Source organism: Thiomicrospira sp. WB1 (assembly GCF_001507535.1).
Taxonomy (GTDB): domain Bacteria; phylum Pseudomonadota; class Gammaproteobacteria; order Thiomicrospirales; family Thiomicrospiraceae; genus Hydrogenovibrio.
Map to the genome: position 1 here is coordinate 450480 of NZ_LQBN01000002.1, position 24006 is coordinate 474485.

A 24006-nucleotide genomic window follows, 5' to 3' on the forward strand; every position below is an offset into this window, starting at 1 on the left:
GCCCGTAACCCAACGGCCCGTTTTGTGAATACGATCAGAATGGATTCGTATTATAGACATTTTCCCGAATCAGAGCAAACCGGAGTCGCGTTCAAGCGCCATTTTCTGTTTTGTTTGTCACCGTTTTATCCCGGCCTGTTTTTGGGGATCATACCCCAATAACACGCCCTGTTGAATGCTTTGTTTGTCCGGCTCATAGAGCACTGGCCAGACCCGCCTTTGCCACCAAGGAATTCTTTGGTCCCGAAACCATTGTTTGATCTTTTTTCTGTCCGGGCGTTGTGCCAGCCAATCCGCCGGCAAGGCCGCGATCTTAGCTGTGGGCCGGGTCGTTTCAAAGGCGTCCAGCGCGTCAAGCAGGCAAACGGCTTCAAACTGGTGGCCATGGGGAGAAAATTCAGTCAATGCCACCTCATAGACCTCATCCGGGTTTTGCAGATAATACAGGCGCCCTTGATCGATTCGCACCATCGTCTTATCAGGGGTTTGTGAAAGCAACCATTGTGGGTGCGCCTGGACATCGGCGTTTTGCAATTGATTCAAACACCACTCCAACAGCTTTGCTGACGGAGGCTCTGGCCAGAAGCGCCGGGCCCAATAACGAATCAGGTTTTTCAGACGGACTCGATCCGGCGCCTTCTCATCCGACACGGCCAGCAGCGGGCGAAGATCCAGATGAAAAGGCGTATGATTCAGACCGGTAAGGTCCTGTTCGGCCAATGTATTGAGCAGCGCATTGGCTTCCTGCATCCATTGCGCGGTCTGAGAGGCTTTTTGCTCAAACGCCGGCCAGATTGACTTGAGCACCGGCATGACTTCATGACGGACACGGTTACGCTGGTACTGAGGGCAGGCATTGCTGGGGTCTTCCACCCATCTCAACCCCTCAGACTGAGCGTAGGCCTGCAAGGCGGTCCGCGAGAAGTCCAGCAAAGGTCGCAGGAGCGTGATCTGTGCCGCCCCCGGCACAGAACCAACTGAGGGCATACCACTTAAGCCGCTGACACCGGCTCCTCGCCCCAGTCGTTGAATCATGGTTTCTGCCTGATCGTCCGCATGATGCGCGGTGAGCACACAAACCCGGGCATTAGCGGATGCGGCCTGGTCGGTAAGCTGCTGTTGCCAGCTTTGAGCCAATTGAGTCAGGGCGCGATAGCGGGCCGTGCGCGCAGCCGCCTCCGGACCACCTTCGTCAGCAAGGGTGACAGGCTGCGATTCAAATGAAAGAGATCGGGTTCGACACAGCTGTTGGCAGAAGCGTTGCCAGTCGCCGGCAGCCGCTTGAAGCTGGTGATTGATGTGAACAGCATGAATGCGCTCACTGGGCACGGTTTGCGCTAACAGGTGCAAAAGCACCACCGAGTCCAAACCGCCGCTGAGAGCAACCAGATAATGAGGATTTTCAACGTCTTGGGTTAGAGCGTTCAGACGCTGTTTAAACGCCTCAAGGGGCATTGAGTCAAACGTTAAGGCAGCCGCCCTCACGATTTCAGGTTACCCCTCAAAGTTGCCGTATTGCATGTAACGCTGATAGCGGGTGTCAAGCAAACTTTCCATGGATTGATTTTTGACAATGTCCAGCTGATGCAACAGGGCTTCTTTCAGAGCCGCAGCGGCTTTTTCCGGCTGACGGTGAGCGCCGCCCAAGGGTTCCGTCACAATCTGATCCACCAGCCCCAATTCTTTCAGTCGGTTGGCGGTAATGCCGAGCGCTTCGGCGGCATCCGCAGCATTGGCCGCGTCTTTCCACAGAATGGAGGCACACCCTTCCGGAGAAATGACCGAATAAGTGCTGTATTGCATCATCAAAGTGGCATCCCCCACACCAATGGCCAAGGCCCCACCGGAGCCCCCTTCGCCGATCACCGTGCAGATAATGGGCACCGAAAGCTGCGACATTTCGATCAGATTACGGGCGATGGCCTCAGACTGACCGCGCTCTTCGGCGTTGATCCCAGGGTAAGCACCCGGGGTATCGATAAAAGTAAGCACCGGCAGACCAAAGGTTTCCGCCGTTTTCATCAAGCGCAATGCTTTTCGGTACCCCTCCGGCTTGGGCATGCCGAAATTTCGGTGAATTTTGTCTTTGGTATCGCGCCCTTTCTGCTGACCGATCACCATGACGGCCTGGCCATCAATGCGGGCAAGCCCGCCCACAATCGCCGGATCATCGGCAAATGCACGATCGCCATGCATCTCTTTGAAATCAGTAAAAATGTGCTTGATGTAGTCCAGCATGTAGGGTCGTTGCGGATGGCGAGCCAACTGAGCCACCTGGACATCGGACAGTTTGCTGAAGATCGACTGGGTTACATTACGGCTTTTTTCTTCCAAAGCCGAGACTTCTTTGAGCAGATCCATGTCATCTGAGCCATCCAGATGACGCAATTCATCAATCTTTGCTTCCAACTCTGCAATCGGCTTTTCAAAATCCAAAAATTCCAGTTTCATTGTCTTGTCCGTTGTTGTCTCCGAATCATGGTTCATTACGCGAACGGGCCAATGCCCGCCAAGCTCTGACACCAAAGAATCGGGGTTTGCTTCAAATCTTTCGCGTATTCTAGCAAACTGCACGAAATTGTGCTCACTGCAAGTAGGCTTGCATTGTTGTCTTTCTTTTTACCAGGCCTGGTTACGTTTGCTCTTGGGGGTCGGCTTTCGCAGAGCGCAGACGATTGTGTACTTGACACAATGCCTGATGCGCTTCACTGTGAGTAAAAATGGACGCTCCCATGTCACAGCCCCGCATAAACACCTGCTTTGCCAGATGTGCCCAGACCTCTTTCACCCGGTCAGTGCCGAATAATTTCGCCTGCAGATCGGCCTGATCCATGCCTGACTGAGGGGACAAACGTGCTTCCAACGCAAACGCCAGTGCTTGATAAAAGCCCTGCAGGGACGCATCCTGCTGGTAAATTGCCGCCAGCTCGACCGCTTCCAACGCTTCTTCCAGTGCGCCAAGGCGCAACAGCACAAACAAACGCAGGTCCGCCACCATCAATCTGGCCCAAAGGGTGCCGGGGTCCGGTATCAGCCCCATCAGGTTCGCCACGCCCTGGTGATCGGCAAAGGCCAATTCATCCAGCCGGTCCAGAAAGGCATCAAAGTCCTGCTCAGTCGCCAAAGCAAACCAAGCCTCACGCAGTTGTCGCCCTCGGTTTTGATTGTTGTCCAGCAATTCGGTCAGCGGAAAGACTTCCGATACGCCCGGCACCACAATGCGACAGGCCGGCAGGCCGGCATAATCATAGCGTGCAATAAACACGGTGGCATTCAATCCCGCTTCAATCAGATCAATCAACCCCTGGCGCTGGGCAGCCGTGGTGGCGACATCCGCCAGATACGGCAGAGGCGTTTGGGCTTGCCAGTGCACAAATTCAAAATCAGGTTGATCGGAAATAAAGCGAGCATGCAACCAACCGCTGGAATCAATAAAGTGATTTTCAATGTTTTCGTCCGATGCCACCATGGTTTCATCAAACACTGGCACATCAAATCCGTCCAGATCATTCAGCTGTCGCCCCTGAAGGGCTTCGGTCATCGCTCGTTCCAGTGCCACCTCAAACAGAGGGTGCGCTCCGAATGAGGCAAAGCAACGTCCGTTTTCCTGATCAAACAGCGTCACATTCATCACCGGATAATGACCGCCCAAAGAGGCGTCCCGCACAGAGACTTCCAGGCCCTGCGCCCGCATGGCCGCCAAGGCCTGTGTGACCACCGGATATGCCTTAAGAACCGATTCCGGTACTTCGGGCAGACAGAGATTTTGTCGTAAGATCTTTGCCTTAACCCAGCGTTCCAGTATTTCAGATAGACCTTGGGTTTCGGCTTCGTCAAACGAGTTCCCGGCGCTTAGCCCATTGCTGGCATACAAATTACTCAAAAGATTGGCAGGGAAATAGACGGTTTTTTGCTCAGACACCGCTTCAAGCGGCAAACATCGAATCCGGTCGGTCTGATCATTCAAACTCAACAGATCTTCGGCCTCCCATTCCTCATGCGGATCATAAAGAGCCCACAGCGCCGGCGTCAGACAGTTTCGATAGTCTTCCAATGCAAAGGACTTTTCGTAGGGGAAATAAAGCCAGTTCTTTGCACCGGGTTCCTGGCACAAATAATAGTCTGAGAAAAAATAATTGGTCTGCAGCCGCTCAAGGTACTCGCCCAGTGCACTGGCCAGGGTCGCCTTTCGACTTGCCCCTTTGCCATTGGTAAAAAGAGCCGGGCAGAAACGGTCTTTGATGTGCAGCCAGTAGACGTTTTCCACCGGGTTAGCGGCTTTGGCCTGGTGAATGTCAAACCCCAAATCGGACAGAGACGATTGCATCCGTGCAATCGAGTCTTCCAGACAGGCATCTTTGCCAATGATATTGGTGCGTTCTGTCATAATTTTCCCTGTTATCAGGCTTAAAAAGATTAATGCATGAATTCACGCAAAAATCAGTAGAATGAAATGGAGTTGTTTCAACCGCAAAGGAGGAATACCATGCGCATGTCAACTTTATCCATCGGCTTGCTTGCCAGTGTATCTTTATTAAGCACTCAGACACAGGCCTCGTCGCCGCATCCAGGCAAGGTTTTGCACGACGATGCCAACTGCATGAAGTGCCATGCGGACATGGGCTACGCCAAGCCGTCTCTTAAAAAGATGGGCGTCGACTCCTGGCCGGCTCTGAAAAAGGCCGTGTCTTATTGCGAAAGCAACCTGAACGTCGGCTGGTTTCCGGAGGAACAAGAGCAAGTGGCTGATTACTTGAACCAGGAATACTATCACTTCGATAAATAAGCGACGACGCTAAGCATCAATCTCTTTGATAAAGCCGGTCCAGGCGCTGTTGCATTGTTTGCATGACAGCGGGATCGGCTTTTTCTTTGTTGGCGTCCAGTAACGCCCCTTCCGCATCGCGAACCGCCTTGTCCAGCGCTTCGATCATGAAGTAAAGATACATGGATTCTTCCAACTGTTTCCATTGACGCTTCTCGGCGAACCAGTGCGCACGCAAAGCAGGCTGCTCTGAGAGACGCTGTTCGATGTCGGCCAACATCCGTTCAAGCTGAGGCAGGGTTTCATGGGGCCACTTCGGGGCACCGGTTTCAGCGTCATAAAAACTTTTGCGGTGCGCGATGGCCACTTCAAACGCCGGAATCATCGGTGCCAGATCCAGTGCGGGCGCTTGGGTCACCGCACGTTCCAGGAACTCCACGGAAAGCACCGGCGCATCCGACAGCCAGCGCGAGAAGCGAGTATGCAGGTTATTGCGGTCAATGAAATAGTGTTTGCCCACCGACAGATCCATGGCGTTTTCACCGGGGACGATGTATTGCAGACCATCGGTGCTCAAATATTTGGTGTTCTCCCACAACTCCCAGCCGGACTCATCGGTCACCTCACCCGCTGCGTTGACGGCAATGGGTTCACAGGAAAGACCATAATCATGCCCCACCACATAATCACGCACCTGAATCTGGTAATCGCCTTCCTCGGTCACCCGTGTGACCAGGCCGGTGATAAACGCGTCGTCTTTGATCGTGGTCGAAGGAAACGCCACCAGGATGGTATCGCCTTTTTCAAAGGTCGCCGCCTGAGCTGGCGACATCAGCAACAGGGCCACCATCATCAGCAAGTCGCTCAATGATACCCACAATGTTTGGTCAGCGCTTAGCGCACGGTTGACTGTTTTCTGGTTCATTTTGCTCTCCTCCAAACCAAACTGCTTTCCCATTTACGCATCATAACGCGCCCAACCGGTATGCACACCACTAATCGGAGCATTGTCAGACAATGGTCATAGAATAAAACGGGGTTAACCGGTCACCTGATTGCGCAAATACAGTGGCTGAGGCAGGCATTGCGTTACCGGTTGTGCGAGAGAAGCTCGAAGCGCCGCGACCTGGGCGACATCGCTTGCACGAGGGTAGGCCGAAACAAACTCAGAAAAAGGCGCTTCCCATTCCGGCCATGCCCAAGCCATGTCGCCAATGCCCAGCGCGCCCTGCGGCACCCGCTTCAAAGCTTGGGTCCGAGGCAACATCTGTGGCGGCTCGCTCACCAGCTCGCCCTGCTCGTTCCGCTGACCCGTTTGCCAATACACCTCTTGCATGCGCGCATCCATACAGGCAATCCACGTCTGGTCTGCACGCGTCGGCACTTTTAACCAGGCCTGGTGAATCAACGCTTCAAGCGTGGAAACCTCAATCACGGGTTTTTGCCAGCCATAGGCCAGCCCCTGAATCACACCCGCGGCAATGCGCACGCCGGTAAAGGCCCCAGGACCGTTGGCATAGGCCAGACAATCAACCTCATCGGGTGCACATCCGGCTTTTTCCAACACGCGAGTGACCATGCTCAAAATCTTGTCTGCATGCTGCTGAGGCGCCAGCTCAAACTCTTCAAACACGCCTTGCGAGGTCAGCAATGCCGCCGAACATGCTTGCGTAGACGTTTCAATGGCCAGAATGGTCGATGACATGACAGCTCCCATCAATTAAATCACAAATTATAGCCGCCAACTTTCCTAATCACCAAACGCCGTTCCCTCATTCAGCCTCCCCAGATGGGGTCAGCAAACGTGTCAGTGACGCCTGAGCTTCCTCGGGTGTATAGACCCAGGGACAGGCAGGTAGGTTTTGCACAAACTGCCGTCCATAAGACTTTGTTTTCAAACGGGGATCACACAGCACCAACACCCCACGATCCGTTGCATCACGAATCAAACGCCCACTGCCCTGCTTCATGGCAATCAGTGCCTCTGGCAACTGGAAATGAAAAAACGCACTCAACCCTTTCTGTTTTAAATCGGCTTCACGCGCCTCCACCAACGGGTCATCAGGCGGCATGAAAGGCAAGCGATCAATCATCACCAGAACCAGGTCTTCGCCTTTGACGTCAACCCCTTCCCAAAAGCTGCCTGTGCCCAGCAAAAGCGCGCGTTCCTGTTCTCGAAACCGATCAATCAATGACGATTTGGGCCCTTCGCCCTGCACGATCAGTGCGCCTTCCCAGTGATCACGTAAAATGTCCGCCGCTTTCTGCAAACCGCTGTGACTGGTAAACAATAAAAAGGCCCTTCCCTGTGTTGTTTTCAACAGTGGCCAAACGGCGCGCAGACAGATTCGGGTGTAGTCATCATGATTGGGCGAAGGCAACCCGACTGGATGATAAATCGCCGCCTGAGATGCAAAATCAAACGGGCTCTGCCAGATTTCCGTGCGAGGCGACGCCAGACCCAGTTTATGGCTGAAATAATCAAATTCGCCATTCACACTGAGCGTGGCCGAGGTAAAAATCCAACTCCCCCCCAGTTTTTCCTGTTGACGGGAAAACGGGCCAGCCACACTCAGAGGGGTCAGATGCAAAGAAAAACGTCCTTGTGTGGATTCCACCCAGCGAACCCGGTTTTCTGAGTCCGAGTCCAGCCACTGGTTGATCTCTGAGGCTTGTTTCTGCACCCGCTGGTAAAGGGCGGCCAGTTGCTTGCCCCGGTCGGTCAAAGGCTTCAGCCCATCTCCCAGGTATTCCAGCCGATTGCGCAAGGTTTTCAAGGCGGCCACCGATGCCTTTGCCGTTTGAAAGGCTTGCCAGTTCCAGCGTCGTTCGAATTTGCCGAGGCTTTTATTAAAATCAGTGATGGCCTGTGACACCGATTGTGCCTGATCCGAAAGCCAAGCCGTATCCGGTGCTTCCTTGGCGTACGCCTCTTTCAAATCGCGCACCAGCTCATCCAGCTGATAGCGACTGAGACGAAACCCCAAAAACTGAGCCGCCACATCCGGCAGCTGGTGCGCTTCATCAAAAACATAGACATCTGCCTTGGGTAGAAGCTCCCCGAACCCCTGTTCTTTTAGCGCCAGATCGGCACAAAAAAGATGATGGTTCACAATAAGAATCTCAGCCTCACTCGCGGCCTTCTTCACCTTGGGGTAAAAACACGATGAATCCGCGCTTTGACCACATTCATTGGCCTGACAAAACTCCATGCGAGCGCACACTTGTGACCAAACTGGATCGTTTTCATCCAGTTCTGAAAGCTCGGCCCGGTCGCCATCTTGCGTGGATTGCGCCCATTGTTCGATCTGATTGAGTTTTAACCAGGCCTGCTTTGTATTGGCCTGTGCCGTCTGCGCAATGGCCAGACGCTGTGTGCACAGATAGTTTTCCCGCCCTTTGAGCAACCGCACACGCCCGCGAAACCCGGTCACGGATTTAATGTAGGGAACGTCTTTCAAGAGCAATTGCTCCTGCAGGGTTTTGGTGGCGGTGGAGATAATGACTTTTTTGCCAGAGAGCAAGGCCGGCACCAGATACGCAAACGTTTTACCGGTGCCGGTACCGGCTTCCGCCAGAAAAGTGGCCTCAGCGTCAATGGCATCGGCCACGGCTTTGGCCATCGACTGCTGGGCATCGCGGTGACAAAAGGCTTTGTCAAAATCGGTCAGGCGACCGTTTTCACAAAAATAGGCATCAGTGGTGTCGGTCAATGACAAAGCGAGGGCGTCTCCCGCGGGGCTTCAAGATCCGCGTTCTTTAAAAAGAGCAAAATTCTACCAAAAAACTGGACAAGGCAGGGGTTTGTCAGTAAAATTCGCCGTTCAAATTTGAACCCGTTGCCGAACCTGTTTGGCAACCCACAAAACCATTGGATATCTGATATGAAAATTCTATCTTCTTTGAAGTCGGCTAAAAAACGTCACAAGGACTGCCAGATCGTTCGTCGTCGCGGCAAAGTCTATGTGATCAACAAAACCAACCCTCGTTTCAAAGCACGTCAGCGTTAATCAAACGCTCACAGTTTGCACACGCAAACGGGTTGAATAAAAAAGGCACCTGATCAGCAAGCCATTTACTAAAGTGGTGGAAAAAGCGTTGAAATGATCATACAATCCTCGTACTGGTCGCCAGTTCGGGGATTTTTATATTGAAAAAGATATCTTCTGCTAAAAATTCTACCCCTCACAACACCTTTCTACCGCCTGACTCTTCGCATATCAACTGTTGTCGAAACCCTAAGTGCAGCAATTTTTTAGTTCCATCAGAGTTCCCTGATTTTAAAGTCAAGCCTGGCAGTAAAAATCCAAATAAGCTCTATAAGCGGGTTGGAAATAAAAGTGGTGTTAGGCTTATCTGCAACGGATGTGGTGAAACACTTCCAATAAAAAGCGGTATTGGCCTCAAAGACGAACTGTATCGATTAAAAAATATACCAAGAATCAATATTGGCAATATTAGCTGCCCTGACAAAACATGTCAAAATCATAAGATACCTATTACAGAACGACAAAGTTACTATAAGCACGGAAAAAACAAAGCCGGAACCCCTCGATACAAATGTAAATGCTGCGATAAAACCTTTGCGGTCAACACAAACGCTCTAAAAAGACAGCGGATAACTCATTTAAATAAAACGCTTTTCAAGCTCCTGGTTAATAAATCTCCATCCCAGCGAATCCTAGACATCTTAGATATAAACCCCAAAACTTTTTACGATAAGGTCGATTTTATTTATAAGCAATGCGTTCTCTTCGCAAGAAGCAGGGAATCCAAACTAGCGGAACTTTTGGCTAATAAACATTTGAGGCTCGCAACAGATGTTCAATTTCATCTGGTGAACTGGTCCAAGCGAAAAGATAAACGCAATACTCAGTTATTGGCCATTGCGACGACCTGTAACGACACAAGCTATGTTTTTGGGAATCACTTAAATTACGATCCATCTGTTCAACAGAGTGAAGTTGAAGAAATCATTCAGGCAAACAAAGAAAGCTCAATTGAGCCCGCATTTAGAAAGACAGCAAGATTTTGGAGCCACGAAGACTATTTAAAAGCAGCTCAGCGAACATATCGAACACAGAAAACAAAATCAAAATCAACGATTCAATCGATTGAGGATACATACAAAAATTCAATCAGCCGTGAGAATATTGATTCAAACTTCACGATGTCTGATTTTCTAAAATTGCCTGAGAAAGGTGTCCAAATCCATTCCGAATATACGATGCTTGCTCATTTCAAATATATAAACGAATTAACTTACCGTGCAAAAAGCATCCATCATTCAATGGACCAGGATTCAGGCATGAGGGCAGCTTTTATGCTCGGATATGACGAGAAGCTAAAGAATCCGAAAAAATACCAGGTTAATGGATTTTATATCAATTTCATGAAAAACCATACCGTGGACACCAAAAGAGAGATATTTCAAGAACAAGAGCGGTATGTAAAAACCTATGCGGATGCCAAAGGTATTAGTTTTATCGAAGCACAGCATCAAATCATGACCTACAACATTGTAAATGCATTAAGCCTGGGCAAGTGGTCTGATAGATGGGTAAGTATTCCGATTCCAAGCATGGGTGAACCGGAGAAAATGGCTTGCCACCTTAATGATTTGGGAGTGTATTCTGACTCAGAGCTTGGCTGGATGTTTTTAAAAGCTTCGCTTCACAGTGTAGATCGATATTTTATGCAGATACGTCGGATGATTCATTACCTGGAGAGACCGATTAAATCGGCCACCTCTGCGGGCAATATGTGGAATGGCTATAACGCCTACAACCCGGAAATGGTAGTGAAACTAATTGAAATCTTCAGGGTGTACTACAACTTTTGCAAGAGAGGTGATGATGGAAAAACTCCTGCGGAAAGGATTGAGTTGAGCCGTGGAAAAAACGATGTTGAGGATATCTTATATTATCACCCCAACTCAAAATATTTCCGCAAACAATTATATGTTTAAGATCAAAATACAATATTTAAAATGGTAGATTAAATTAATGAATAAAGCATTTTTAAAAGGATTTTATGATATTAAACATTGAAGAAAATTATGAATATTCATGGGAAGATTTTGATAATTTCAACCATTCTGATAATCCGGGAGAAATTGAAAAGAAAACCGTGGGAGAATTGGTTGTAAAAAATTTACATTTTCCTTTAATTGATAAAGAAAGATTTAACACTTTTTTTGTAAACAATAAAAATGGAGGTGTTGGTGATAATAATAGAAAAAAAATAACTTTTAAGTCATGCAAGTTTGATGAATTTGATTTGGAGGTATCATATAACGACTTAGTTTTTGAAGACTGTATTTTCTCAAAGAAGACATCAATAAAGGCTAATGCACTAAAATACTTACATTTTAATAGATGCACCTTAGAGTCTGATGTTTTCTTAAAAAATCTATCAATTGAGTCGGCAATTTTAAAACTAGAACGTTGTATTTTCTTTAGAGAAACAGAACTGCAAGGTTTTTCTTTTAAACCGGAAATTCAAATAGGAAATTTTGTTACAAAAAACTTCTTTAAAAACACCGAATTTTGTCACACCCTTAAACTTGAAGGTGTCAGTTTTTCTAAAGATTTTGAACTTCAAAATGTGCGTTGGCCAAAATTTAACAAGTTCACTGCTGAAAGGGATGTTTTCCGTCAGCTAAAAGTATGCATGTCAGAATCACTAAACTTAATTGAAGAATCCTATTTTCATAGTCTTGAAATGGAGGCTTATCGTAAAGAGCTAAAGCAAAGAGGATGGTCTAAAAATAATTGGCAAGATCAAATCGTTTTTTTGATTAACAGGCACACATCAAATTTCGCCAACAGCTGGTTTAAGCCTCTAGCTTGGATGGTTCTTGTTTCTATCGTTTTTTATTCTTTCGTTTGCGGTCCGACTGCACTAATAAACTGCAGCCCAAATAGTTTTTTCTATTTTATAAACCCCCTCAATAGAACAAATAATTTCTATCTAGCAGACTACTCTATTTGGTTCATTCACAAGATTTTAATTCTGTTTTTTGCTTATCACTTAATAGTTTCTCTAAGAAGAAAAACAAAGTTTTAATGTAACGACCCAGAGAAATAACTGCACATGATATAGTCGATCCAAAAAAAGATAGGAATTAGTTAATAAACCAGAAATTAAACGGTAGACCGCAAGCGTAAAACTGAATTGGTCGAACTTGTAATGATTTCAAGAGAAGCCTAACTTCAATACGATTATTTTAATGAAGTTGGAGCTTTGAGGTAAAGAAGACTCAAAAAAAGAAAAAACCTAGCAAAAGCTAGGTTTATTATTGAAAGCCATCTCACTGGGTGGGGGCGACAAGACCTTTTGAAGACTCAGACCTTAATTCACCAAATGCTTACCACCACTTAAGTAAATGGCTTGCCTGATCAGTGCCTTTTTTTATGCCCGACGTTTTATCAGTGGACTACTCGCTGCCCATGCCTTTGCTGTAATACTTTTGCTCTACTTTTTTAATGGTATCGACAATCAGGCCGGTATCCACTTTGCCCACAAAGAAATCCGCCCCCATAGCCAGGACTTCCCGCGTGTTGTTATCACTGGTCATGGACGTATGCACCACGATCGGAATGTGTGCTGATTTGCGGTTCTTACGGAGTTCCTGAATCACTGTGTGCCCGGACGCGACTGGCATTTCCAAATCGGTAAACACCATGGAAATATCGTCCAAGTTTTCAAGTGAGTCCACGTAATCCAATAACAAACGGCCGTTTTCAAACCCACGATGGCGTAATCCCAGTTGCTCGAATACCATGCCCATGTATTTTTGAATGGCCTTACTGTCTTCCGCGAACAGGATTTCACGTTCACGAACTTCCGGCGTAAAGTCATGATCGGTTTTTTTAACTTCTTCGGCGGACTCGAAAATTTTGCGGGCCATTTGCGGCATGGCTTCAATCAGCATTTTTTCAATGTCCAGAATAAAACAAAGTGTGTCGCTGTTGTCGAGGTAGGTATGATTGACCACCTGGTTGGTGTTCACGTCCACGTTGTAATTGGTAGCCGGCTTAATGTCTTCCCAATCTTTCTCTTCCACGCCATGAATATGCGCCACGCGCATGCCGATAAAGTTCTGGCTGAAATCAGAGACGATAATAATCGACTTTTCTTTCTGCTCCGGTGTCATTTCAAAGCCCATCCATTTGGGCACATCAATCACCGGAAGATACACGCCACGCAACTCGATCATCCCTTCAATCAGGGGGTTGGCATCCGGCATTTCAGAGACATTATAAGCCCGCCCTTCCAGAACTTCGCGAACCTTGAACACATTCATGCCATAAAAAGGCGGATCGTACTCTTCTGTTGGAAACTGAACCTGAAACACCATCAAGCTCATTTGGTTGTTTTTGCTTAGTTGCGCCGTTTTTTCAACTTGTTCAAGCGTAGTGGTCATAGTGCGTTCCAATGGTTCTTTTTATGGTGTTTGCTTCATTCTGCACGGGCCTCGACCGATTGTAAAGATCGCAACAGACGATTTGTACGCAGAGCCAGACCCATTTATCTCACAGATGTAGCAAAAACCTGACCAACTAATGGGTCATGTCTGTTCAGCCCCAGCCAGATGTTTGACGGGTTTGAATGAGTAACGATAATGCTCTGCCAGCAGGCCATGTTCCTTAATCGCTTGCAGATGCGCTGGCGTAGGGTAGCCTTTGTGGCGATCAAAGCCGTATTGTGGATAGGTTTCATGCAGGTCAGCCATCTGTCGATCACGTGTAACTTTTGCCAGAATGGAGGCAGCGCTGATCGCCGGCACCTTGTCATCGCCTTTGATCACAGCTTCACTGGGATAGTGCCATGGCGGACACCGATGGCCATCCACCCATACTTTTTGGATCGGCACCTGTAAAGTCGCGACCGCCCGCTCCATGGCCAAAAAAGTGGCCTGCAGAATATTGAGCTCATCAATCTCACGAGGCGATGCCTGGCCGATCCCCCAGGCCAGAGCCTGCTCTTGAATCGCCACGAACAGTGCTTCACGTTTTTTTTCAGACAATTTTTTTGAGTCCGCCAGCAAAAGGGGCGATTCCGCGGGCAACACAACCGCCGCGGCCACCACATTACCAACCAATGGGCCCCGCCCCACTTCATCCACACCGACTTCCAAACCGTCAGGGCGTTCGACACCAAACAACTCAGTTTGTTGCGAAAGCGACAAGGTCATGAGGCATCGCCTGCCGACCGAAGAGAAGGCAACCATGCGACCAATCCATCGACCACCCGCTCTGCGGAGGGCTGCTCCAGAGCTACCTGTTGTTGAGCAAAAACAGAGATTTGGTGTTCACGTGCCTGCGGCGAATCAATGAGCGGTATCAATTGCTGAACCAGTTTGAGCGGTGTGGCCTCATGCTGGATTAACTCCGGCACCACGGATTGCTGTGCCAACACATTGGGTAACCCGACCCATGGCGTGGTGGCTAATCGCTTCATCAACCAATAGCTCAACGGATGAACCTTAATGGCCAGAACAAAAGGCCGCTGCATGAGAGCTGTTTGAAGTGTCGCCGTTCCCGACGTCACGATCAACTGGTCGCTGGCGGCAATGGCGGTCTTAACCTGGCCCGTTTTGACCTGAAAGTGTGGCTGCTGCCAAGCAGCCAAATTGGCCAGCTGGCCTTTTATCATCGCACACGCTTGCTCATTGACCGCGGCGATCACGAATTGCATGGTGGGATAACGGTTCAACAGCAAACCGGCCGCCTGAAGGTACAACGGCATCATGACGCTGATTTCTGCTGATCTTGACCCTGGTAAGAGTCCGGTGACTGACACCTTCTCAGAGAGCCCCCAAGTCTCTCGAGCTTGCGATTTGAGTGGGGCCTGATGACTTTCTGCGGCCATGTAGTGACCGACGTATTTAACCGGAATCCCATAGCGTTCATACAAAGATGTTTCAAACGGAAAAAGCACGAACACACCATCGACCTGTTCCCGTATCTTTTTCAATCGATGCTCTCGCCAAGCCCAAACTGAGGGGCCCACATAATGAAACGCCGGCACCCCGTCTGCCTTCAATCGGGCTTCCACGGTAAAATTGAAATCCGGTGCATCAATGCCAATAAACGCGGTCGGACGCAGTGACCGTAACCGATGAATCAGTTGACGACGAAGCCTGAGCAGGCCTGGTAAATGTTTGAGGACTTCGAACAACCCCATCACCGATAAACGAGACATGGGGTACCAACTTTCCAACCCCTCTGCCATCATTTCCGGACCACCGATGCCGACAAAACGGGCTTGAGGATAACGTTGTTTTAAGGCGCGGATCACACCAGCGCCAAGCTGGTCCCCTGAGGTTTCTCCAGCCACCAGCGCAAAGACAGGACAGCGAGCCATCGGCTCAGCGGACAATTCCACGATGGGTCGAGGACAAGAAGGTCAGGAGGGTATCAAGCGTGCCTTGATCGTCATTCAGTGCATCAATCTCGGTGATGGCTTCTTCCAATCGATAGCCAGTGCGGTAGAGCGCTCGATAAGCTTTTTTGACAAGGTTGATCTGCCCCCGGTCGAAGCCACGTCGCTTTAACCCTTCCAGGTTGAGTCCGCGAGGCCCAGCCAGATTGCCGGAGACGGTAATAAAATTGGGAACATCCTGGTTGATCACACTGCCCATGCCGCAAAATGCGTGCTCGCCGATGTTGCAAAACTGGTGAACCAATGTATAGCCGCCCAGAATCGCCCAGTCATCGACTCGGACATGCCCTGCCAAGGCTGAGGCATTAGCGAAAATTGTGTGATTCCCCACCACACAGTCGTGTGCAATGTGCACCCCGGCCATAACCCAGTTGTCGTCACCGATTGTGGTCTCGCCACGATCCTGTGCCGTCCCGCGGTTCAGCGTCACATTCTCACGAAAGGTGTTGCTATCCCCAATGCGTAGGCGTGTGGGCTCATTATTGTATTTTTTATCTTGGGGCGCCGCCCCGATGGAACCAAACTGAAAAAAACGATTGTGACGGCCAATGTCCGTTGGCCCGGAAATCACCACATGAGGGCCGACCACGGTATGTGCATCGATGCGCACCTTGCCTTCAATCACGGAATAAGGACCGACTTCCACGGAATCGGCCAGTTCAGCAGCGGGATCAATGATGGCGGTTGGGTGAATCACAATGAGTTTCCTGTGTCCAAGTCGCTTTGCAGAGAAAAAGGAGAATATCGCATAAACCGTTAGACATCCCGTTCGGCGCACATCATATCACAGGCGGCAATCACCTTGCCCTCCACCCGTGTTTCACACTGAAACTTCCAGATGCCTTTTTTATTGGTCAAAGCTTTGACTTCGAATTCAAGTTTATCGCCGGGAACGGCGGGTTTGCGAAAACGACAGTTGTCGACAGCAGCAAGGTAGTACATAGACTGGCCATCTGGCTTAACGCCTTGGCTTTTGAATGCAAGAATGCCTGTGCACTGAGCCATGGCTTCGATGATCATAACCCCCGGCATAATCGGATTATCCGGGAAATGTCCCGTAAATTGAGGCTCGTTGTAGGTGACGTTTTTATAGGCTTTCAGCGATACGCCCGATTCAAATTCCGTGACTCGATCCACTAACAGAAATGGGTAACGGTGAGGCAGGTAATCAAATATTTCTTTTACATCCAAAATCATATATCTTTTTCCAAATAGGCTTTTAGGGCCGATAGCTCTTTTTCCAGTACCTTAATCCGACTGGCCATTTTATCAAGGGATTTCACTCGTACCATGTTTTTTTGCCAACTGGCCGCGTCCGTCGCAGGAAATCCGGCATAAGCGCCAGACTGTTTCAGCGAATGCGTCACACCGGCTTTAGCGCCCACAAACACACCGTCAGAAATGGATAGATGCCCAGACACGCCCGACTGCCCACCGAACTGACAGTGCGCGCCGACCTCAGTACTACCGGCAAAACCGGATTGCGCCGCCACCGCTACCCCCTGCCCAAGCTTCACATTGTGAGCCACCTGAACCTGTGCATCGATAATACAGTCGTCCGAAATAACCGTGTCTTCGAGTGCCCCTCGATGCACCGTCGTATTGTTACCAATAAAGACCCGGTCACCGATCACAACACGCCCGATCTGAGGGATGCGATGCCACTGGCCTTGATGTGGGGCAAAGCCAAAGCCTTGCCCGCCAATCACGCAACCGGCATCCAGATAGACGTCTGCCCCCACCACAACAGCGTCGGCCAGTGTCACGTTCGCACCCACGTACGACCCCCGACCAATGAACACATTCGATTGAATAATGGCCCCTGCTTCAATCACACAATCATCTTCAATGACCGCGTTCTCCCCCACACACACATTCGCGCCCACAAAAACGTTGGCGCCCAATATTGCTGAAGGTGCGATCTGCGCACTGGAATGCGTTTCAGCAGGAAACGAGCGCTTATTGAGAGCTTGAGCTACCAACGCATAGGCGTAATAAGGATCCGAAACCAACAACTTGGGACGCGTTGTTAATTCCGCGTCAACTGGGCGGATCAACACACATCCCGCCTGGGTTTGCTTTAATTCACGCTTTCGCTTGGGGTCATTAAAAAAAGTCAGCTCATGAACACCTGCTTGCCCCAGACTGGCAACCTGATGAATTTCATCCGACATGGCGCCCGTGTAGTCACATTCGACGCCTCGGTGCGTCAAAAGATTGAGAATCTGTTCAAGTGTCAAAAAGCGTCTCTCTTTATCAGGGAGGAAAAAGGGGCGAAACGACCGGTTTTATTGATTAAAGCTGGAGCGCTTTGATTCATGCGCTTTTTTCAAGTAATTCAATACGTCTTGCGTAATGTCCAGGCGTTCGCTGGTATACGCAATGCCTTCATACAGAATCAGGTCATAAGCAGACTCTTTACCAATGCGTTTGATCGCATCATTGACCGTTTCTTGTATTTTAGAAAGTTCTTCGTTACGGCGAATATTCACAAGTTCTTGGATATCACTGCGTTTTCGCTGGATGTCACGTGAGAGCATGGTCATCTCACGCTCAGATGCCGCCTTTTGAGCATCAGACATCACCGCCTGATTTTTATCAAATGCCTGCTTTTTCTTCTCCAACTGCTGAGCCATTTTTTCCAGTTCGGCCTGCTGGGGGGCAAATTCTTTTTCCAAATTTTGTCCGGCTGCTTGTGCCTGCGGGGCCTGCTCTAGAAGCAAGCCAACATTCACAACCGCAATGTTTGCGGGCTGTTGCGCCCAGGCCGTTGCTGTCAGCATCCAAAGTAACCACCCGGCCATAAACAATCTGTGCATGATTCTGCCCTTTGTTCCCAAAATATCCTATTCGTAGCATTATAGCGAAAAGCCGTACTGGTTTTAAGCCAGCGTGCTTACATCGGGATACCCAAATTAAATTGAAATGACTGCAACTCATCCCCGTCTTCGCTTTTGAGGGGGCGAGCCAGACTGAACGCGAGCGGTCCTACCGGCGTAATCCAGGACACCGCCGCCCCGTAAGCGCTTCGCAAAGAGCTGAACTCAACCTCATCGTATGAATCATACACGTTGCCGGCATCCACAAAAAAACTGACACGCAAGTTTTCAGAGTTCTCAATAAATGGCATCGGGAAAATAATTTCGGCATTGGTCACAACGCGAAAACTCCCCCCCTTGGGATCATCCGAAACCGCATCCGTGGTCTGATAACGTGGCCCCAATGAGTTAGGTTCGAACCCTCGCACCGAGCCGATCCCACCGGCATAAAAATTCTCGAAAAACGGCAAGCTGTCCTGATTGTTGCCATAGCCATCGCCATAGGCCACATCGCCCTTTAGCTTCAGAGTAAAGTCGTCGGTTAGAGGGAAATAAGCGTTTTCTTTCAGAAAAATTTTATAAAAAGAAAGATCACTATTAGTTGGAATCACCACTTCGGTGCTAACACTGGTGTCATGACCGTCTGTAGGAAAGTAAAAAGAATTTTTAGTATCATAGGTCCAACCGGCCGTCACACGCACGGACTGGAAATCTTCCCCCATGTCTTCGACAAAACGATCACACGCCTGAAAATCCGAAATGCATTCAATCGATTGATTGTCGAATTTCAAACCGTAATTCAAACGACTGTATTCACTGGTGGGATACCCGATATTGGTCCGCACCCCATAAGTGTCCACTTTGTAATTCGAGACATTCAGCTCTTCGGCATCAATGTTACGGAAATAAAAACCACCGCCCAGCGACATGCCATCTTCAGTAAAATAGGGGTTGGTCAGGCTGATGTTTGAAGATTTAATTGATGCGCTGTAGTTTGCATTAATATTAGCACGATAACCGGAACCAATCACATTACGCTCGGTTACACCAATCTGAAAACTGACCCCATCCAGCTGCGAATACCCCACCCCGGCATTGAACGAACCAGTTGACTCCTCTTCCACCTGAACAATCAAATCCACTTGGTTATCGGACACACGATCGGTTTCGATATTCGCTTTGGTGAAATAGCCCAATTGATTCAGACGCGTCTTGGAACGTTTAACCGCCTGCAACGAATAGGGGGCACTTTCCAACTGTCGCAACTCACGTCGAATCACATGATCCTGAGTGCGTGTATTGCCCTCTATACTAATTCGGCGCACATAAACCCGGCTTTTTGGTTCAATTCGAAAATCCAATGAAACGGTGCGTTCCGTTTCATCCAGTTTGGTAATCGGTTCGATTTCGGCAAAGGCATACCCCTCCTCACTCAAGCGATTGCGAAACGCTTCAACCGACGCAACCACCTTAGAGCGGGAAAACAACATCCCTTCTTCAATCTCTTTCAAAACGTCCAATTCAGTTTCTGAAACGATTGTTTCACCCGAATAACGAACATCGGACACGCGGTATTGATTGCCCTCGTCCATATTCACCGTGATAAACACTTCGGTTTTATCCGGAGACAAACTTACTTGGGACGAGCGCACATCGAATTTTGCAAAACCGCGATCCAAATAATAGGACCGCAAGGTTTCCAGGTCAGATTGAAGCTTTGGTTTGGCATATTTATCCGAATCACCAAAGGTTGAAGATTCGGACAAAAGCATACGACGCTTCAACAACTCATCACCGAACGCATGGTTACCAACAAACTGAATCTGACCGATGCTTGCCGGTTCATTTTCAACGATGTCCACAGACAACGCCACACGGTTTCGGGGCAAGGTTTCCACTGTGACGTCCACGTCAGCGGCGTAATAGCCCTGATTCTGATAACGGCGCTTCAGATCAACAATGATCCGCTCCATTTGCGCTTCATTAAAAATACGCCCCTGCTTAATGCCCAGTGTTTCCATGGCCTGTTGCATGTCTTCCGTTTTAATCAGCTCGTTGCCTTCAAATCGCACTTCAGCAATGGACGGACGCTCCTGGACCTGTATTTGAAGAACACCCTCTTCATCGATGGAAATCGCAATATCCTGAAAAAAATCGGTCGCATACAGTTTACGAATGCTTTCCTGAATTGCCTGCTGGGTCAACGCATCCCCCTGATCCAGGGTCAGGTAACTGCGCACGGTTTCCAAACTGACGCGTTCATTGCCTTGAACATTGATGCCTCGGATTTCATTTGGCAGCTGTGCCAACGAACTCTGAGCCGTCAGCGCTGTTGAGAGCCCAATGATTTGAATAATTTTTTTAGCCATTTGTCAGTCTTACCACATCATTAAACAACGCAAAAAAGGTCAGTCCCAGAATTAAAAACAAGCCAATTTTCTGTGAAGCGATCTCAACCCCCTCACTGACCGGCGTTCCTTTCAGCATTTCGATCAGATAAAAAACCAGATGCCCTCCATCCAGTAGCGGAATGGGCAAAAGATTCAAAATTCCCAAACTTAAACTCAAAAGCCCCAGCAGTCCCAGAAAACTGACCCAGCCAGACTGCATTGCTTTGCCGGAAAACTCTGCAATACTAACAGGTCCAGACAAATTCGACCAGTTCACATCGCCCATTACCATGCCTTTTAGCATCGACAGGCTCATGGCAATCCAGTCGAGATTATGCTGCCACCCCATAGAAAGCGCTTTCCAGACACCGACTTGCATGGTGCTCTGATAGCGTCCCTTTATTTGTGCCGGAACCTTCACGCTGGCGCCCATAAAACCAATTGTCTCTGCCCCGACCGGCTTAGCAGCCAACGCCACCTGCTTTTGAAGCCGTTGGCCCGCACGATCAATCCCCATGCTCACCGTTTCTCCTGGCTGATTTCGAATGATCTGGGTCACGACCTGCCACGACTCAACCGACTGCCCAGAAATAGAAACAATTCGATCACCCGCCTGCAAGCCGGCCTTACTGGCCGGGCTCTCGGGAGATATCTGGTTCAAAACCGGAACCAAATCCGGGCCGGACGGTATAACCCCGAGCTTTCGCCAGCCGTTTTCTTTCAATTGATCCACCGACAAGGGTTTTAAAGAAAACGTTTGTCCCCGACCATCTGATGCAACAACGCCTGACTGTTCCGAACGATCAAAGGCACGGTAACGCAAGTCTATGGAATCGCGCTTAGCGACCACCGCCTGAAGCAACTGCTGCTGGGCTTCACGCCACGTTTTGACAGGCTGGCCACCCACCTCGGTCAGCAACCACTGCTGTGCGGGCTCGACCGACTCGAACGAAGACGACTGAGTCTGCCAAACAAACACGGGCTTCAAACCGGACACGCCGGAGGCAAACATCAACGCAAACACCCACCAGGCGAACAGCAGGTTGATCAGGGGCCCTGCTGCCACCACTGCAAACCGCTTAAAGACAGATTGACGATTAAACGCACGCGTTAAATCAGCGCTGGCGACCGGCTCCACCCGTTCATCCGCAAAACGCACATAACCGCCCAGAGGAATGGCCGAAACTTGAAAGCGGGTTTCACGACCTTGATAGGACCAAAGCGGCTTGCCAAAACCAATGGAAAAATGCGTCACCTTAATGTTAAACAGGCGCGCCATGGCATAGTGACCCCATTCATGCACCGTGACCAATACGCCAATGGCCACCACAAATCCCAGCACCGACCAGAAAAAGGTCATCATGCCCACATGACCCAGAAAAAGAAAAATAAAGGGATGGCCAGCAGTAAACTGTCAATCCGATCAAGCAAACCACCATGGCCGGGCAACAAACGACCACTGTCTTTTTGACCATTGATCCGCTTTAGAAGACTTTCAAACAAATCACCAAAAACCGACAACACACCCAGCGTCATCAGCCCGAGTGCCAACCAGACGAGCTCCAAGGGGGTGAGCAAACGGCCAACCCCAGCACTTTGCAGCCAATAAAGCCCGATCAGTGCCACTCCGAACGCCAATACAGCACCGCCCAAAACGCCTTCCCAGGTTTTTCCGGGGCTGACATACAGCGCCAGCTTGGTTCGACCATAACGTCGACCGGCAAAATAAGCGCCCGTGTCCACGGCCCAGATGACAAACAAGCTCAACAGCAACCAGCCCGGCCCGAAATCACGCAAAAACCACCAGGCAATCACATGAAAATTGACGATCAACGCCCCACCCACAGGCAAAGACCACCAGGCCTGGCAAGTTTTGACCAACCAGCTGGTCGACCCCGGCTCCCCTTTGTGACGTTGAAACCAGATGACACTCAGCACCATCCACAGGGCCAGCCCCAATGTCAAAGCCCCCCAAAACATTAACGGCAACCGAACCAGCCATGGCGTCAAGGCCACAATGGCAGCCACCACTGAGGCAAACGGAATCGAACTTAAGTGAGGTCGGTCAGAAAACGCCAGAGCAAACCACTCTCGCGCTGCCAAAAAACCGGTAAAAGAAAAGAGGATGAGCCAACTGACCGGGCCGCCCCAAAAAAGAACGCCAAGCAAAAAGACAAACAAGGCACTGGCGGTCAACACTCTTTGTTTTAACATGAAGCAACCTGTTCACTGGTGCGACCGAAACGACGCTCTCTTTGCTGATAAGAGGCCACAGCTAGATCCACCTGCTTTTCATCAAAGTCGGGCCAGAGGGTATCGGTAAAATAATACTCGGTATAAGCCATTTGCCATATCATGAAATTACTGACACGCTGCTCACCACCCGTTCGAATCAACAAATCCGGTTCAGGCTGATCACTCAACGCCAGATAAGAGGAAAGCGCTTCAGGGGTAAGCGATTCAAGTGATTCGCCTGGATGTGCCTTTCCCCAAGCTTTGACCGCCTCCACGATGTCAGCTCGTCCGCCATAGTTGGCCGCCACATTCAGCTTCAAGCGTTCATTGTCGGCGGTGAGTCTTTCGGCTTCGTCAATGTGGGTTTGAATCGCCTCACTGAATGCACTGCGATCGCCAATCACTTCCAGGCGAACCCCATTTTCATGCAGGTTTTTGACTTCCTTTTGCAGGGCTTCCAGAAACAGCCCCATCAGCTTGTTCACTTCCTCTTTGGGGCGCTTCCAGTTTTCAGTACTGAACGCAAACAAAGTCAAAGACGTCACCCCAAGCTCAGCACAGCGTGTGATCACGCGCTTTAACGCACTCACACCTTTCTTGTGGCCGACAAAGCGCGGCAAAAGCCTTTTTTTTGCCCAGCGACCATTGCCATCCATAATAATGGCGATGTGGCCAGGCACCGGTGAATCGTTATGCAAGTCAGACAAACATCGTCCTTTGATTCTGTGTGATCAGATAACAACTGCGCCGGGAGCCTTCCGACGCAATACGCTCAGACTTCCAGCAAAGAGGTTTCTTTGGCAGACAAAATCTTTTCAATGCGCTGAACATGCTCATCGGTCAGTTTCTGAATACGATCTTCCGATTCACGCATCTCATCGTCGGTGATTTCTTTTTCTTTGTTCAGGGCTTTAAAATCGGCGTTGGCGTCCCGACGGATGTTGCGAACCGCCACACGGGCATTTTCCGCCTCAGAACGGGCCAGCTTGATGAACTCTTTACGACGTTCTTCGGTCAAAGGCGGCATGGGGATACGCATCACATTACCATGCGTCACCGGATTAATCCCCAGCTCAGAGGTCATAATCGCTTTTTCAATCGTCGGAATCATGGGCGCTTCCCATGGCTGCACGGTCAAGGTGCGCGCGTCCTCCACGTTCACATTCGCCACCTGTGAAACCGGCACCATGGCGCCATAATAATCAACTTTCACCGCATCCAGGATACTGGGGTGTGCCCGCCCGGTACGGATCTTTGCCAGCGCCATCTCCAGACTTTCAACCGATTTGTCCATCCGTTCACTGGCATCATTAAAAATGTCTTCCAACATGTCTCTGTCCTCCAGACG

Annotated in this window: 22 protein-coding genes; 4 read left to right on the forward strand and 18 right to left on the reverse strand. The window is 49.6% G+C overall.

Features of this window, described 5'->3' with window-relative positions; all coding sequences use genetic code 11:
* Positions 1–117 precede the first annotated feature (117 nt).
* From tilS to ycaO, 3 genes are all read right to left on the reverse strand, one after another.
* Positions 118–1455, reverse strand: coding sequence for a tRNA lysidine(34) synthetase TilS (gene tilS / locus AVO41_RS06520; protein WP_068584447.1), 1338 nt, complete (start codon positions 1453–1455; stop codon positions 118–120).
* A gap of 39 nt (positions 1456–1494) precedes the next feature.
* Complete coding sequence (locus tag AVO41_RS06525; protein ID WP_068584451.1) at positions 1495–2451, reverse strand: acetyl-CoA carboxylase carboxyltransferase subunit alpha; 957 nt, start codon at positions 2449–2451, stop codon at positions 1495–1497.
* A gap of 181 nt (positions 2452–2632) precedes the next feature.
* Positions 2633–4387: a 30S ribosomal protein S12 methylthiotransferase accessory factor YcaO gene (gene ycaO, locus AVO41_RS06530; RefSeq protein ID WP_068584453.1), complete on the reverse strand. Its 1755-nt coding sequence runs from the start codon at positions 4385–4387 to the stop codon at positions 2633–2635.
* 99 nt (positions 4388–4486) lie between these two features.
* On the opposite strand from ycaO, the gene AVO41_RS06535 reads away from it, so the two are divergent.
* Positions 4487–4786 carry a hypothetical protein gene (locus tag AVO41_RS06535; RefSeq protein WP_068584456.1) on the forward strand — a complete coding sequence of 100 codons (300 nt, stop codon included), beginning with the start codon at positions 4487–4489 and terminating at the stop codon, positions 4784–4786.
* 16 nt (positions 4787–4802) lie between these two features.
* On the opposite strand, the gene AVO41_RS06540 is transcribed toward AVO41_RS06535, so the two are convergent.
* From AVO41_RS06540 to AVO41_RS06550, 3 genes are all read right to left on the reverse strand, one after another.
* Positions 4803–5690, reverse strand: coding sequence for a hypothetical protein (locus AVO41_RS06540; RefSeq protein WP_068584461.1), 888 nt, complete (start codon positions 5688–5690; stop codon positions 4803–4805).
* A gap of 114 nt (positions 5691–5804) precedes the next feature.
* Entirely contained in the window at positions 5805–6470 is a 666-nt protein-coding gene (gene tsaB / locus AVO41_RS06545) for a tRNA (adenosine(37)-N6)-threonylcarbamoyltransferase complex dimerization subunit type 1 TsaB (protein WP_068584464.1), read from the reverse strand.
* Between the two features lie 67 nt (positions 6471–6537).
* Positions 6538–8484, reverse strand: a complete 1947-nt coding sequence (locus AVO41_RS06550) for an ATP-dependent DNA helicase (protein ID WP_068584467.1) — start codon at positions 8482–8484, stop codon at positions 6538–6540.
* A gap of 165 nt (positions 8485–8649) precedes the next feature.
* Here AVO41_RS06550 and ykgO point away from each other — a divergent pair, with 165 nt between their 5' ends.
* From ykgO to AVO41_RS06565, 3 genes are all read left to right on the forward strand, one after another.
* Entirely contained in the window at positions 8650–8775 is a 126-nt protein-coding gene (ykgO, locus tag AVO41_RS06555; RefSeq protein ID WP_019896385.1) for a type B 50S ribosomal protein L36, read from the forward strand.
* A 140-nt stretch (positions 8776–8915) separates the two neighbouring features.
* Entirely contained in the window at positions 8916–10733 is a 1818-nt protein-coding gene (locus AVO41_RS10710) for a hypothetical protein (protein WP_153003498.1), read from the forward strand.
* Positions 10734–10798: 65 nt separating this feature from the next.
* Positions 10799–11833: a hypothetical protein gene (locus AVO41_RS06565; RefSeq protein WP_068584473.1), complete on the forward strand. Its 1035-nt coding sequence runs from the start codon at positions 10799–10801 to the stop codon at positions 11831–11833.
* 370 nt (positions 11834–12203) lie between these two features.
* Here the strand turns inward: AVO41_RS06565 and AVO41_RS06570 are convergent, their stop codons facing one another.
* The 12 genes from AVO41_RS06570 to frr all read right to left on the reverse strand — a co-directional run bounded on the left by AVO41_RS06570 (position 12204) and on the right by frr (position 23988).
* Positions 12204–13193, reverse strand: a complete 990-nt coding sequence (locus tag AVO41_RS06570; RefSeq protein WP_068584475.1) for a chemotaxis protein CheV — start codon at positions 13191–13193, stop codon at positions 12204–12206.
* Positions 13194–13337: 144 nt separating this feature from the next.
* Positions 13338–13964, reverse strand: coding sequence for a ribonuclease HII (gene rnhB / locus AVO41_RS06575; protein WP_068584478.1), 627 nt, complete (start codon positions 13962–13964; stop codon positions 13338–13340).
* A complete protein-coding gene (gene lpxB, locus AVO41_RS06580; protein WP_235584684.1) occupies positions 13961–15157 on the reverse strand; it encodes a lipid-A-disaccharide synthase in 1197 nt (398 codons plus the stop codon). Before lpxB ends, rnhB begins: the two co-directional genes overlap by 4 nt.
* Complete coding sequence (lpxA, locus tag AVO41_RS06585; RefSeq protein WP_068584481.1) at positions 15141–15911, reverse strand: acyl-ACP--UDP-N-acetylglucosamine O-acyltransferase; 771 nt, start codon at positions 15909–15911, stop codon at positions 15141–15143. Before lpxA ends, lpxB begins: the two co-directional genes overlap by 17 nt.
* Before the next feature lie 59 nt (positions 15912–15970).
* On the reverse strand, positions 15971–16408 hold the full coding sequence (gene fabZ, locus AVO41_RS06590) for a 3-hydroxyacyl-ACP dehydratase FabZ (RefSeq protein ID WP_068584833.1): 438 nt from the start codon (positions 16406–16408) through the stop codon (positions 15971–15973).
* Positions 16408–17454: a UDP-3-O-(3-hydroxymyristoyl)glucosamine N-acyltransferase gene (gene lpxD / locus AVO41_RS06595; protein WP_068584483.1), complete on the reverse strand. Its 1047-nt coding sequence runs from the start codon at positions 17452–17454 to the stop codon at positions 16408–16410. Before lpxD ends, fabZ begins: the two co-directional genes overlap by 1 nt.
* A gap of 48 nt (positions 17455–17502) precedes the next feature.
* Positions 17503–18033, reverse strand: a complete 531-nt coding sequence (locus AVO41_RS06600) for an OmpH family outer membrane protein (RefSeq protein ID WP_068584486.1) — start codon at positions 18031–18033, stop codon at positions 17503–17505.
* A gap of 77 nt (positions 18034–18110) precedes the next feature.
* Positions 18111–20402: an outer membrane protein assembly factor BamA gene (bamA, locus tag AVO41_RS06605; protein WP_068584488.1), complete on the reverse strand. Its 2292-nt coding sequence runs from the start codon at positions 20400–20402 to the stop codon at positions 18111–18113.
* Positions 20395–21786 carry an RIP metalloprotease RseP gene (rseP, locus tag AVO41_RS06610; protein WP_235584685.1) on the reverse strand — a complete coding sequence of 464 codons (1392 nt, stop codon included), beginning with the start codon at positions 21784–21786 and terminating at the stop codon, positions 20395–20397. Before rseP ends, bamA begins: the two co-directional genes overlap by 8 nt.
* A complete protein-coding gene (locus AVO41_RS06615) occupies positions 21783–22637 on the reverse strand; it encodes a phosphatidate cytidylyltransferase (RefSeq protein WP_068584492.1) in 855 nt (284 codons plus the stop codon). The genes rseP and AVO41_RS06615 overlap by 4 nt, the downstream gene beginning before the upstream one ends.
* Positions 22631–23356: an isoprenyl transferase gene (locus tag AVO41_RS06620; protein WP_369793275.1), complete on the reverse strand. Its 726-nt coding sequence runs from the start codon at positions 23354–23356 to the stop codon at positions 22631–22633. Before AVO41_RS06620 ends, AVO41_RS06615 begins: the two co-directional genes overlap by 7 nt.
* A gap of 74 nt (positions 23357–23430) precedes the next feature.
* On the reverse strand, positions 23431–23988 hold the full coding sequence (gene frr, locus AVO41_RS06625) for a ribosome recycling factor (protein WP_068584497.1): 558 nt from the start codon (positions 23986–23988) through the stop codon (positions 23431–23433).
* Positions 23989–24006: the final 18 nt, after the last annotated feature.

Coding starts and splice junctions, on each gene's coding strand:
- AVO41_RS06565 (WP_068584473.1), top strand. CDS start 10,799: ATGATATTAAACATTGAAGAAAATTATGAATATTCATGGGAAGATTTT.
- AVO41_RS06525 (WP_068584451.1), bottom strand. CDS start 2,451: ATGAAACTGGAATTTTTGGATTTTGAAAAGCCGATTGCAGAGTTGGAA.
- AVO41_RS06615 (WP_068584492.1), bottom strand. CDS start 22,637: ATGTTAAAACAAAGAGTGTTGACCGCCAGTGCCTTGTTTGTCTTTTTG.
- AVO41_RS06600 (WP_068584486.1), bottom strand. CDS start 18,033: ATGCACAGATTGTTTATGGCCGGGTGGTTACTTTGGATGCTGACAGCA.
- tilS (WP_068584447.1), bottom strand. CDS start 1,455: ATGCCCCTTGAGGCGTTTAAACAGCGTCTGAACGCTCTAACCCAAGAC.
- AVO41_RS06540 (WP_068584461.1), bottom strand. CDS start 5,690: ATGAACCAGAAAACAGTCAACCGTGCGCTAAGCGCTGACCAAACATTG.
- AVO41_RS06570 (WP_068584475.1), bottom strand. CDS start 13,193: ATGACCACTACGCTTGAACAAGTTGAAAAAACGGCGCAACTAAGCAAA.
- AVO41_RS06535 (WP_068584456.1), top strand. CDS start 4,487: ATGCGCATGTCAACTTTATCCATCGGCTTGCTTGCCAGTGTATCTTTA.
- tsaB (WP_068584464.1), bottom strand. CDS start 6,470: ATGTCATCGACCATTCTGGCCATTGAAACGTCTACGCAAGCATGTTCG.
- frr (WP_068584497.1), bottom strand. CDS start 23,988: ATGTTGGAAGACATTTTTAATGATGCCAGTGAACGGATGGACAAATCG.
- rseP (WP_235584685.1), bottom strand. CDS start 21,786: ATGATGACCTTTTTCTGGTCGGTGCTGGGATTTGTGGTGGCCATTGGC.
- bamA (WP_068584488.1), bottom strand. CDS start 20,402: ATGGCTAAAAAAATTATTCAAATCATTGGGCTCTCAACAGCGCTGACG.
- rnhB (WP_068584478.1), bottom strand. CDS start 13,964: ATGACCTTGTCGCTTTCGCAACAAACTGAGTTGTTTGGTGTCGAACGC.
- ykgO (WP_019896385.1), top strand. CDS start 8,650: ATGAAAATTCTATCTTCTTTGAAGTCGGCTAAAAAACGTCACAAGGAC.
- ycaO (WP_068584453.1), bottom strand. CDS start 4,387: ATGACAGAACGCACCAATATCATTGGCAAAGATGCCTGTCTGGAAGAC.